We start from the raw sequence: 12,231 nt of genomic DNA, 5'->3' as shown, positions 1-12,231 counted from the left end.
GGTTGTTTGATAGTAGTGTGTTTTTTTAGACCGGTTAGCCATAGTGGTCATGTCAGTTTGTAAAGTACTCGCTTTGGGGCGAGTACTTTAAGTTTTTTGATTTACGCTTTACTGGTTTCTAGCTCTATAGTTATTTTCCACTGCGATTGAGTGCGAGAGAAATTATGCTTTCTCCGTGCTTGGGTTGACTTGGTTAAAAATTATAGCTAGATTTTGTTTGTATTCAGTATGTCCGCGCACAGCTTCTGATACGTTAACGTTTACTACATGTCCTTGCTTTACACCTTTGCTCTTAAAGTACTCGATCTCCCCTAGGCCCGCAGGCTCGTCTCCCAGTTGCGCAGTGCGATAAAGCTTGTCTAGTATTTCATCATTCAGGGAGTAAAAATTGTAAAGGGTGCCGTCGACCGATTGAAGGGCTCCAGCCCATCTCTGCTTGTCGGTGCGTGAAACCGCGGCTCCAAATAAATATGCTTCATCAATTTTACACGAGGAACCAACCAGTGCGACCAAGGCGTTATGTATGACTCGACCGCCAAGAGAGTGTCCAAAGAGTCTTATTTTAATATTTGGGTTGAAGGATTTTAGAAATTTTATGTCCTCTGCAAGTCTGGTGCCATAAATTAAAGAGTTATTTACCGCTTCGTACCAGCAAGTCATTCCTGATTTTATGAAATTTCTTGAAGGCCAAGCAAATCCGGAAATGGCGCCAATGGTTCCTCTTGCCATTAACGGAGTTTTCCAATCAGTGAACTGTCCTTTCGATGATTCAGACATAAATCCATCGATGCAGATATTTAGTATCCCGGTTCCTTGGTCTTCGACCAGTTGGCGTAATCCGAAAATTTTCTCCGAGGACCGTGAGTCATCTGATGTTAAATCATCTACAAAACTTCCGGCGTCCCGTCCCCATTTATGCATTCTTTTGAAGCCGGCGACCGCAGGTACAAAATCAGTTGCTAAATCGGCGACTGAGAGCGCTTTTCTCACGTAATCTACTCCTGTGGAGCCTGCTGCGTAATCATCTCGGCTTATATCATGCAAGCGCTCGAAGGTTTGGATACAAGCAGACTTGTAAGCTATCAGAGAAGGGTGGTGTTTTTTCGTTATAACATCTTCTTGTATATTAAAGTTGCTGATAATCTCACGAATCACGGGTTGGTTTAATGTGTTTTTATCTTCTTTGATTTGGGCTATGGCCGACAATAACACCAAGTTTTTTAGCCAGGTTTTGTCTATGACAACTTCATGGATATAGGTAAGGTTCGGTGTTTCGCCTGGCTCAATACCAGCATGCTGATAAAACGCCCCTAGCAAATGGTTGAAGAAAAAGTGGGTTGGGTTTCCGGTTGAGTTGGCGATTTCTTTGTTAACATAATTAAAGGCTGAAATAAAGTTGGCAGCTTCTATTGTGCTCAGTTCACGAAGCTTTGTTGGATGGATAAGGAAAATTTTTTCTGCTGGAGGGGTTTTCTCTATTTCCTCATCGCTTAAAGATTTCTTATAAATTGTGTCGTATAAGGAGCATGAGGCTTTGAAAAATTTTTCACTCAGTGAGGAAATTTCTGACTTTGCTTTTTCTCCCAAGTGAATATTAGGAGCAATATTGGTTTCTACAAAGTTCTTTAGTTCGCTGCTTGTCGATAGCGAGAAAAAGCCTTTGGATTCAGAAAAGCATATTTCTGATAGTTTGGCGAGAAAAAGTAAAAGCTTTTGCGAACCAATTGAAAGAGTTTCATCTATAATATTAGTGAAGTTCCAGTTGTCTCGCATGTCAAGTCGTAAAGTTTTTTTTACGTCTTCTTCGTCGAGTCCTGCGAAAGCGCATAAGGTCTCGATATATGCTACTTCCTGCTCATTCATAGGTGGGCTTTGAAAAAACAAAAGCCCAAGCAGTTTTATAATAGCCTTGCGTTCCAGTAGTTCTCTTTCTTGTAGTACTGAATAAATCACTTTCTTTCTCCTTTGGTTAAATTTATACGAAAACCACCATTTCGGTAATTTCCGATTAATTTGAGTAAAGTCTTGCTAGAATCTTCTCTGCGGTGGCCCGTATATCATCACGCCACTCCTTGGGCTCGATCACCTCTACGCTGGCACCCATCCCCCTCAACCACCACAGAGTCTGCTGATCGTCCCGCACCACGGCTTCCAGGCGTTGCCAGTCGCTGTCAGGAAGCGGCGTCAAGGTCTGCTCTTCGGCCAGCGGTGTCTCCGTCAGCAGCCAGACGACCTGTGGCTCGACATGGGCGACTAGTCGGACGTCATCCATACCTTGCAGGTAGCCGAAGGCACCACTGCGGATGTAGTCGTCCAGGTTGAAGTCCTCAGACTCCTGCCACGCGGCCTCGCTGAAGGCGGCGGCTTCGATGCGCTGCAGGGCGAACTGGCGGATATCGTTGTAGTCGTTCACGGTCGCGAGCAGGTAGGTCACGCTGTGGCGGCTCACCATGCCCTGCGGATGTAGTGTGAACGTCTTGCGCTCCTCCCGACTGCGCGAGAGGTAGGTCACATCCAGCGCCCGCTGCTCCAGCAGCGCCTGGGCAACGCTCTGCCAGGTGGCTTCCTCAAGCTGGGCGGGGATGAGGGCCTTGCCGTTGGGTATCGCGCGCACGCGCCTGGCCCACTGGCTCAGCCCGTTGCGCTGCATCTCATCCAGTAGTTGCCGTGCGCTCCGGAATTGTGGCGCCAACTGGCCGATCACTACCGGTGGGAGCAGCCCCTTCAAGTACTCTTCGGCCAGCACAAGGGTCAGGGCACTCGGTACGTCGAGTGCCGGCAGGTCGCAGTGGTAATCGCGATCGAAGTACCAGCGGTAGGGCTTTTCGCTGTCGTCGCAGCCAAGGGGGAAGAACCGCGATAGCCGTCCGCGCAGGTCGCGTTGCAGGGAGCGGTTGTCAATGACGAAGCCGCGCTCGTGCAATTTCTCCAGCAAGACCGGCGTGCTGATGCGGCCTGGATAGCGCGGTATCAGCTGCAGCATGGTCAAAAAGCGAAACAGAGTATCACGGCTCTCGGACATGGCTTTCCTTGGTGTTGGCGTGGAACTCGTTGGCTTCCTCAGGCTAACGGTCCCGTACGGTCGCCATCATGCACTGGATCAACCAAAACGCCTTTTGGGTGCTATCCGCCGAGGCGACCTCGGGCGTCGTCAGCAGTGCTGCGAGGCGATTCGTCCACTCATGGGCGAGTGCCACTCGGTCCGTGTCAGCGGGTTCCAATTGATCCACTAATTCTTCTTCGGCCAAATGGGGGTGAAACTTTAGCCATTCGTGTATCTCGACCAGTGGCTTGCCGATGCAGGCGGGAAAGAAGGTGGCCTTGCCGGGTAGCGCGATACCCAGCAACAGCAGTACGGCATTGACTTCATGGTCGCAGGCCAGGTGCCAGCGATGGCGATCGTCGACGGGGGCTGACAGGAAATGTCCGGCAACGCTGTGCCAGACCAGGTGGGCATGAATGTAGTGCCGTGTGGCTTCGTCCAGGCCGCAACTCCAGAGCGGGTTGAAGCGGATGCGGGCGCCATCGGTGGTGGCCGTGTCGAGGGTAGTATCCACGGCCAGGGGAAGATATCCGGCCAAGGCCCAGGTCAGGGGTTGGTGCTGTTGCCAGCGCGCTCGATCGGTGAGCCATTTGTCCAGTTGGTAGGCGTCGCGTCCGTGTGTCCTTGTCGCCACGGTGAGAGTCGGGTGCGTCATGATAGCCTCCTGGCAAGTACACTTGCCTGACTATCTCACCGGGTAGCGACGATTCGCGTCGCATCTTATGAGTGCATGGTTGCGCCGTAAGCCATTCCGCTCGCATGTCGCGAGCACGGACATGCCTATCGGTTCAGTACGCCTGTTCTCGGTACTGCTGCAGGTAGCTACTTAGCCATAATTGCCGATCATGAATTAAGTGCATAAACCTGATAGATCCTCCCGGGTATCGACATCCCGGCAGACGCCGGCATCATCGACCGGCATGACTCGATAGCGCTCGATGTGCCGCTGGATGACGCCGTTTGCGCCGCTATCGCCATCCAAGGCCGCCAACTCCGGCCAGAAGTCACGACCGAAGAGCACCGGATGACCGGGCTGCCCCCGATAAGAGGGGCGCAGGATGCTGGATCGGGTCGCATGCCGTTGCAGAGTGTGAAGCGTCTCGAGGCGGATCGAGGGCATATCGCCGAGCAAGATGGCCACGGCCTCTACGTTCGTCAGGGCGTCGGCGCGGTCGAGAGCGGTGATCGCTTCGCCGATGCTGGTGCCCAACCCGCGCTGGGCGTGGCGTACATTGATGACGGGCGTTTCCCGCGACAGGGCCAAGGCAACTGGCTCTTCGCCCTGGCGCAGAACGACACGCAGCAAGGAAAATGCCTCTCCCGCTCGCTCCACCGAAGCGGCCAGGCAAGGGCGTCCGTCTGGCAACGGAGCCAGGCGCTTGTCGGCGGCCCCGAAACGGCGCGAGAAACCGGCGGCAAGCACAATGGCAACGACAAGCCCCGCGTCTTTCACATGGGTACCCTCCATCACTTGGTGCCGGTGAGCTGAGAGTGACGCGGCGATCGACTCGATTAAGCCCGGCAGGTCGCTAGTGTCTATGAGTATCAGCCATGGGAGGTGACCTCGTCATCGATACCGTGGCGCAGGCGTGGCAGAGCGCGGGCGGCATCCAGCAGGAACTGCAGGGCGAGCATTGTGAAGCCGATGGGCAGAAGGGCATAGGGAAAGACCATCGGTGTGCCCAGCGAGCTCGAGACGCGCTCGCCGTACTCGAAGGCCTGCAGTGCCATGATGCCCCCTCGCCACACCATGATGGCGCAGAACAGCGCGCCGAGCAGGCCGGTGACGACGTCGATCGCGGCGCGGCTGCGCGGCGGCAGCTTGTCCTTGAAGAAGGTGATACGGATATGCGCGTCGTGACGCTGGGCTTCGGCGGCACCGATCACGGCCAGGTAGACCAGCAGGAAGGAGTTGATCTCCAGGCTCCAACTGGTCGGGGCGGCGAAGGCGTAGCGCATGATGGCGTCGTAGCAGATCGACACCATCATGAACGCCAGCACCGCCATCGATGTCCAGCGCAGGACGGCCAGAAGGCCGTCCCAACTGCGCGTGGCGGTAGCAGTCATGTGGCGCTCCTCATGCCTCGCCCAGGGCCAGTGCGATGGCGCGGTTGCCGACCTCTTCGCCGACTTCCTCCTTCCAGAGGTCCCAGACCGCCTGGACGCCGGCGTTGAACGTCTCGATGTCCTCCTCGGTGGGCTCGATGATCTCGATCCCGGCTTCCTCGACTTGCGGCCAGTATTCGTTGGGATAGATGTCGTTGTTGCAGTGCTCGATGAAGTTCTCGTCGTACCAGTCGGCGGCCTGTTGCAGGACGCCGCGCACGTCGTCATCGAGGTTGTCCCAGGTATCGCGCAGCATGAAAGGCGCCACCGAGAAGCCGGTGATCGGCAGCTTGTAGCAGTATTTGAGCTGCTCCTGGAGGCTGCGTCCGATGATCGTCGAGATGTTGAAGATGCCGGCATCCACGGTGCCACGCTGCAGTGCCATGTAAGTTTCCGAGGAGGGGATACGGGTTGCCCCCACGTTGTAGGGTTCGAAGGCCTGGGTGGCCTCGAAGCCGACGATGCGCACCTTCTTGCCGCGTACCTCGTCGAGGCTGCGGATGGGACTCTCCTCGGTGCTCCACAGGTATTCCGGCTCGAGGATGCCGCCGCCGGAGGTGAGCATGTAGAGGTTCTCCTCGGCCAGCACCTCATTGATCAGCTCCATCAGCGGGCTGCCCTGGCGCAAGCGCTCCGGGTGCCGATAGAGCTCACCCACCACCCCGGGCAGGCCGGTCACACCGAGAATGGGAATCGAACGGGTGATATAGGAGAAGGTGTGGAACATGAAGTCGATGCTGCGCGCGCGCAGCGCCGGCAACTGTTCATCCACCTTGAGCAGTTGGCCGGAGTCATAGAATTCCACCGACAGCGCGTCGCCGCCGTTCTCCTGGAGCATTTCCACGAAGCGGTTGGAACCGTAGGTCAGTGCCTTGTAGGAGTCGGGCAGGTAGGTGACGCCGGTGAGGGTGGTAGCGGCATGGCTGTGAGGGGCCAGCAGGCTCTGGGTACCGAACAGGGTGGCGCCGGCGGTGGCGAAAGTGCCGTACTTGAGGACTTGGCGGCGGGACAGTGTCATGGTGAATCTCCCGTTGTTGTTGTAGCGGTTCACTTCATTGACGTTGCTGCGCCGGGGCTACATCAGCCCCGGCAACCATAGGCTGAGGCTGGGCATGAAGACGAACAGCATCAGCACGAGGAACTGCACGGCGACGAAGGGTAGGGCGCTCTTGATGATTTCCTCCACCGAGAGTTCGGGGCAGACCCCGCGCAGGGCGTAGAGGTTGAGGCCTACCGGCGGCGTGACCACGGCGATCTCCAGGTTGAGCACCATGACGATGCCGAACCACAGCGGGTCATAGCCCAGGGCCGTGACCAGCGGCAGCAGTACGGGTGTCGTCACCACGATCAGCGAGACGGCATCGACGATCATGCCGAGCAGGATCAGCAGCAGCATGACCGCCAACAGAATCGCCCAGGCGGGCAGGCCGGTAGCGGTGAGCGCCTCGGTGAGCAACTGGGGCACGCGCACCATGTTGAGGTAGTCGCCGAAGATCTTGGCGCAGCCGATGATCAGCAGAATGGCGCCGCTGATGCGGGCGGTGGTGCCGAGGATCTCCAGGAACTTGGCCCAGCTGAGGCTGCGAAACACCAGGGTAGCGATCAGGAAGGCGCCGGCGGCACCGATGCCGGCGGCCTCGCTTGGCGTGGCCAGGCCCGAGTAGATGGAACCCAGCACGGCGACCACCAGCAGGGCGGCGTGCCAGATATTGGCCAGGCTTGCCCAGCGCTGCGCCCAGGTGAAGCGCTCCTCGCTGGCCGGCGCCTCGGCCGGGTTGAGGCACACGCGAACGTAGATGAACAGAGACAGGGCCAGCGCCAGCACGATGCCGGGCACGATGCCGCCGATGAAGAGGTCGGCCACCGAGACGCTGGACACCGCACCGTAGATGATGAAGGGCACGCTGGGCGGAATCAGCATGGCGAGCGCGCCGGCACTGACCACGGCGCCAGCGGCCAGCGAGCGGCTGTAACCGCGCTGAAGCATCTGCGGCACGGCGATGGAGCCCACGGCGGCGACACCGGCGAGGCTCACTCCCGAGACGGCACCGAACATGGCCGAGGCACCCACCGAGGAGATCGCCAGGCTGCCGCGTAGCCAGTTGAGCCAGCGCACCGCGGCGGTGAACAGGCTCGAACCCACCGGTGTCGCCCCCAGGAAGTTGCCCATCAGGATGAACAGCGGCAGGGCGATCAACTCGAAGGCGTTGAGCTGACCGAACAGCGACGACGGGGCGAAGAAGAACGCCAGCGAGCCGCGGGCCATGTAGAGGCCGATCAGGCCCGATAACCCCAGGGCGAGGAAGATCGGAAAGCCGATCACGATCAGCCCTACGAGCACGAGCAGAACGATGACGGGGTCCATGGCGCCTTCCTCAGATCACACCATCGGCGCGCAGTGCGTCGATGGCTTCGGCGGTGAGCCCGATCCAGTCGGAAAGCACGGCCTCGGTGTGCTCGCCCAGCGCCGGGCCTACTTGCTTCACTCGACCCGGCGTCTCGGAGAGGCGCGGAAAGACGTTCTGCATGGGTAGCGGTTGGCCTTGGCGATCGGGGACCTCGACGATCGATTCGCGGGCCTGGAAATGTGGATCGTCGAGCATGTCGGGTGCGCGGAAGACGAGCCCTGCGGGGACCCCGGCTTCGGCCAGTATGTCGACGACCTGCTGGGCATCGTGCTGCCGGGTCCAGGCGGCGATCAGGTCGTCGATGGCCTGTTGATTGTCGCCGCGCGCCCGGTGGGTGGCGTAGTCGGGGTGATCGGCCAGGCGTGGCTGGCCCATGGCCTCGCACAGGCGCCGGAAGACGGTGTCCTGGTTGGCGCCGATGATCACGTCGCGCCCGTCGCGGGCCGGATAGGCGTTCGACGGTGCGATCTTGGGCAGGAAGCTGCCGCTGCGCTCGCGCACCCTGCCGGCGCGGGCATACTCGGGGACCAGGCTCTCCATCATCGCCAGCACCGACTCGAAGATCGAGCTGTCGACGACCTGGCCGCGGCCGCTGCTTGCGCGCTGGTGCAACGCCATCATGGCGCCCAGTGCGGCGTGCAGGCCGGCCAGCGTATCGCCCAGGGAGATGCCAACGCGCACGGGGGGGCGGTCCGGATAGCCGCTTACATAGCGCAGCCCACCCATCGCCTCGCACACCGAGGCAAAGCCGGCGCGCGAGGCGTAGGGGCCGTCCTGGCCGAAGCCGGTGACACGCACCATCACCAGGCCGGGATTGCGGCGCGAGAGCTCATCGAAGCCCAGCCCCCAGCGCTCCATGGTGCCGGGACGAAAGTTCTCGATGACGATATCGGCCTGGCTGGCCAATTCGCGCAAGAGTTCCTGTCCGCGCGGTTGGCGAAGGTCGACGGTAACGGACTTCTTGTTGCGGCCGATGACGTTCCACCACAAGGGCTCGCCGCTGGCAGGGTCCGCCTCGCCCCACTGGCGCATGGCATCGCCCTTGCCAGGAGGCTCGACCTTGATCACCTGGGCGCCGAAGTCAGCCAGTACCTGCCCGCAGTACGGGCCGGCGATCAACTGGCCCAGTTCGAGCACCTTGATGTCGTCGAGAGGTAGCGGGGATGTGTCGTCATGCGCAGTCATTGTTGTTGTGTGCCTCTTTATGGTGTCCTGGATCAGCCGGGAGATGCCTGTGGGGCGTCGGGCAAATCGGGGAAGCGTACATGCAAGGCCTGAGCGGCCAGCAGATGGGAGCGCATCACGTTTTCGGCCCATGTGGGACTGCCGGCACTGATCGCCTCGAGAATTTCACGATGGTGGCGCATGCTGCGGCGCAGGTTGGCGAGATCGTAGTTGCCGAAGTTGCGCCGGATCACCGAGGTCCGCACCACGCTGTCCAGCACCGCGGCCAGGCGTTGGTTATCGCTTGCGGCGATCAGCTCGCGGTGAAACTCATGATTGAGGAGGGCGATTTCGTTACGCACCTCCGGCTCACGCTCGATGCGTTCGACGAGCTCTTCCATGCGGCTGGCCAGCTCTTCGAGATGCGCCAGATGTGTCCGGTTCACCCGCTCGCTGGCAAGTCTTACGGCCATGGGCTCGAGCACCAGGCGCAACTCGAAGACTTCGCGGGCGTCCCTCTCCGTCCAGGCCACTACCCGCGCACCATGATGCGGGATCGCTTCAAGCCAGCCCTCGGAGACCAGCTCACGCAGCGCCTCGCGAACCGGGGTACGGCTTACGCCTAGCTCGCGGGCGATACTCGCCTCGCGAATGTACTCCTGGGCCCGGTAGTGACCGTCGAGAATCCGCTGCTTGATCACGTTGTGGACTTCCGCGGTGGCGGTTCTCGCGATCCGGGGTAGTTCTAACATGGTGGGTTGGTTCATCAATGCCTCAATATTGCATGCAATATTGACTATAGACGCAGGTTTACGCGGCCTATTACTCGACCTTGGTCGAAAATTGCATGCAATCTCTCCTGGGCGTCTCATCGTACCTGACCCCCTCGACAGCTGGTCGGGGTTCTATTGCTTGCATACAGTGCTCGGCGAGCCGGGGGGATTGCGATAATGGACTTAGGCAAACTCATGCTGTCGACGTAGGTAATTTCACTACGCCACTTGTCAGAAATTTCCTACAAAAGGGCATATCCCAGGTTAACTGCATTTTGCGGTACAGCTGCCATGCTGTACTCAAGGGCAAGGAAGCTTCGCAAGGAAGCCGGGTCAGGACGACGCAACGACCAAGGATGCCCGGTCAGGATGACTGGGATGGCCGCAAGGACGCAAGAGTTCGCCCGGCCGCAAGGCCGGGCTCTTTCATTGTGGGAGCGCTAAGCCAATTTTCTCTCTTGCCCTTTGATCTGGCAGCCAATTAACTCCAACCTGTTGTTTAAAAATAAATAGCACCCTCCGTTGCTGTGGCCGATGGTTCCCCGGCCCGAATTCCAAGCTTCGAAAAGCCGTCATTGCATGGCGGATTCTTTGCTTTCGCTTCATTGCAACTGAGGGGATGATGGAGAGTCGGCTGCCATGGGAACGAAGGGGCGGCGCCGATAGAGCAGGGAGTTGAAGGCGGGTGACAGCGCAAGCGTGGCGCGAGTGGTTGCTCTCGATCTTTTATTTTAGATTTCTCTGCTATAACTAAGCGTATCCTTCCAACGGGTGACGGGATGTCCAATTCTGACTGGCTGATCAAGGCTCGTCGGTTCGCTGTTGCCGGTCTATGGGCCGGCCTGCCGTCGTTCGCTTCCGCTTCAGCAGAGGGCGTCGTCATGCCCACTGCCGGCTGGGGCGTGGTGTTGCTGGTTGTGGTGTCGGTTCTGGTGCTGGCAGGGCTGGCCTATAGACGTCGGCTTTTGAGTGAAGTCGAAAGGCTGCGGGCCAGCCACGAAGAGCTGACGACCATCCTCGACAGCGTCGACGCCTGCATCTACGTCAAATCGAACGACTTTCGCTATCTGTATGTCAACCGCAAGGGCAGCGAGATCGTGGGCCTGCCGGCCGAGGCGGTCCTGGGCAAAACCGACAGTGACATCTTCGATTCTGTCACGGCAGCGGAGCTGCGCTTCAACGACCGACGAGTCCTGGAGCAGGGCGAGAAAGTCGTGGTGGAAGAGGGATACGTGAAGGCCCAGGACGAAACCGTCTTTACCTTTCTGTCAATCAAGCTGCCGCTGCGTAGAGCCGATGGCACGATTCGTGCGCTCTGCGGTTTCTCCACTGACGTTACCGAGTACCGCGATATCCAGGAGAGCAAGCATCGGCTGACATTCTACGATTCGCTGACGGGGCTGCCCAACCGGCGCCTGCTGCTCGACCGGCTGGAAATGGTTGTCAAGGGCTCTCGGCGCACTGAGCGCTACGCGGCCCTGCTTTTCATCGATCTGGACGACTTCAAGGTCGTCAACGAGACCCAGGGCCTGCAACGGGGCGACCGATTCCTGCGCCAGGTGGCGCAGAGGCTGGAAGAGGTCGTGCGCGAGAGCGATACCCTGGCGCGGCTGGGGGCCGATGAATTCGTACTGATGATCCACGACCTCGGCCTCGACGTGGAGCAGGCGGCCCATGCCGCCGAACGCGTGGCCGAGAAGCTGTTGGGGCAGATCGCGAGCGCCCAGACCGACGACGACCAGGCACTGACCCTGCCCATTACGGCGAGTATCGGCATCTCCTTGTTTGCCAACGGCCAGGCGAACGTCGACAGTGCCATGCGTCAAGCGGACATTGCCTTGCAGCAGGCCAAGGCGGCGGGTGGCAACACCCTGCGCTTCTTCAATGCCGACATGCAGGCCGACGTGATGGAGCGAGTCCATCTCGAGGCCGATCTGCACCAGGCGCTGGCGCGAGATGAGCTGCGCCTGCACTATCAGGTTCAGGTGGATAATCGGACCGAGGTGACCGGCGTCGAGGCATTGATCCGCTGGGAGCACCCGCGGCGTGGCCTGGTGCCGCCTGGCCTTTTCATTCCGCTTGCCGAGAAGAATCGGTTGATTCTGCCGATCGGCTACTGGGTGCTCGAGACCGCTTGCCGCCAATTGGCCGCTTGGGCGCAGGAGAACGGCAAGGAGAAGCTGACGATCGCCGTCAACGTCAGCTCGGTGCAGTTTCACCAGCCCGACTTCGTTGCCCGGGTTCAGCATACCCTGGAGGAAACGGGCGCCAATCCTGGTCGGCTGGTGCTGGAAGTCACCGAGAGCCTGCTGATGGAAGAGCCGGAGCGTGTGCGCAACATCATGCTGCGCCTGAGCAAGCTCGGCATACGTTTTTCCCTGGACGATTTCGGTACCGGCTACTCATCGCTGAACTACCTGAAGCGGCTACCCCTGGATGAACTCAAGATCGACAAGTCGTTCATCGATGGCGTGCTCGACGACCCGGTGGATGCCGCCATCGTCACCACCACGATCACCCTGGCGAACAGTCTCGGTCTCGAAGTGACGGCCGAAGGCGTCGAGACGGAGGCGCAACACCGCTGGCTGCTGGAACATGGCTGCGAAGCCTTCCAGGGGTATCTGTTCGGACGTCCGTTGGCCCTGGAAGAACTGGCTTTGACCGATCGGGCTTGCCCCCTTCCCACCTGATGAAAGGGAATTGGCTGCCGCCCTTCCTCCTTTTCCTGCCGCTGCTG

10 protein-coding genes are annotated in these 12,231 nt (G+C 59.2%); 1 reads left to right on the top strand and 9 read right to left on the bottom strand.

Going from position 1 to position 12,231, the window contains the following annotated elements; genetic code table 11:
* Positions 1–162: 162 nt before the first annotated feature.
* The 9 genes from ACRWQA_RS13965 to ACRWQA_RS13925 all read right to left on the bottom strand — a co-directional run bounded on the left by ACRWQA_RS13965 (position 163) and on the right by ACRWQA_RS13925 (position 9,473).
* A complete protein-coding gene (locus ACRWQA_RS13965; protein ID WP_434229893.1) occupies positions 163–1,953 on the bottom strand; it encodes a DUF726 domain-containing protein in 1,791 nt (596 codons plus the stop codon).
* 55 nt (positions 1,954–2,008) lie between these two features.
* Positions 2,009–3,022: a helix-turn-helix transcriptional regulator gene (locus tag ACRWQA_RS13960; protein ID WP_434229896.1), complete on the bottom strand. Its 1,014-nt coding sequence runs from the start codon at positions 3,020–3,022 to the stop codon at positions 2,009–2,011.
* A gap of 43 nt (positions 3,023–3,065) precedes the next feature.
* On the bottom strand, positions 3,066–3,698 hold the full coding sequence (locus tag ACRWQA_RS13955) for a DUF2201 family putative metallopeptidase (RefSeq protein WP_434229899.1): 633 nt from the start codon (positions 3,696–3,698) through the stop codon (positions 3,066–3,068).
* 195 nt (positions 3,699–3,893) lie between these two features.
* Complete coding sequence (locus ACRWQA_RS13950) at positions 3,894–4,496, bottom strand: nucleotidyltransferase family protein (RefSeq protein ID WP_434229902.1); 603 nt, start codon at positions 4,494–4,496, stop codon at positions 3,894–3,896.
* Between the two features lie 92 nt (positions 4,497–4,588).
* On the bottom strand, positions 4,589–5,110 hold the full coding sequence (locus tag ACRWQA_RS13945) for a TRAP transporter small permease subunit (RefSeq protein WP_263583303.1): 522 nt from the start codon (positions 5,108–5,110) through the stop codon (positions 4,589–4,591).
* A gap of 10 nt (positions 5,111–5,120) precedes the next feature.
* Complete coding sequence (locus ACRWQA_RS13940) at positions 5,121–6,167, bottom strand: TRAP transporter substrate-binding protein (protein WP_263583304.1); 1,047 nt, start codon at positions 6,165–6,167, stop codon at positions 5,121–5,123.
* A gap of 57 nt (positions 6,168–6,224) precedes the next feature.
* Positions 6,225–7,514 carry a TRAP transporter large permease gene (locus ACRWQA_RS13935; protein WP_263583305.1) on the bottom strand — a complete coding sequence of 430 codons (1,290 nt, stop codon included), beginning with the start codon at positions 7,512–7,514 and terminating at the stop codon, positions 6,225–6,227.
* 10 nt (positions 7,515–7,524) lie between these two features.
* Entirely contained in the window at positions 7,525–8,742 is a 1,218-nt protein-coding gene (locus tag ACRWQA_RS13930; protein ID WP_434229907.1) for a CaiB/BaiF CoA transferase family protein, read from the bottom strand.
* Positions 8,743–8,774: 32 nt separating this feature from the next.
* Positions 8,775–9,473, bottom strand: coding sequence for a GntR family transcriptional regulator (locus tag ACRWQA_RS13925; RefSeq protein ID WP_263583307.1), 699 nt, complete (start codon positions 9,471–9,473; stop codon positions 8,775–8,777).
* Between the two features lie 800 nt (positions 9,474–10,273).
* On the opposite strand from ACRWQA_RS13925, the gene ACRWQA_RS13920 reads away from it, so the two are divergent.
* On the top strand, positions 10,274–12,184 hold the full coding sequence (locus tag ACRWQA_RS13920) for a putative bifunctional diguanylate cyclase/phosphodiesterase (protein ID WP_434229910.1): 1,911 nt from the start codon (positions 10,274–10,276) through the stop codon (positions 12,182–12,184).
* Positions 12,185–12,231 lie beyond the last annotated feature (47 nt).

This window comes from Billgrantia sp. C5P2, from assembly GCF_051062895.2.
Note: the sequence above shows the minus strand (reverse complement) of the source record. Positions and strands in the feature narration are given on the sequence as shown.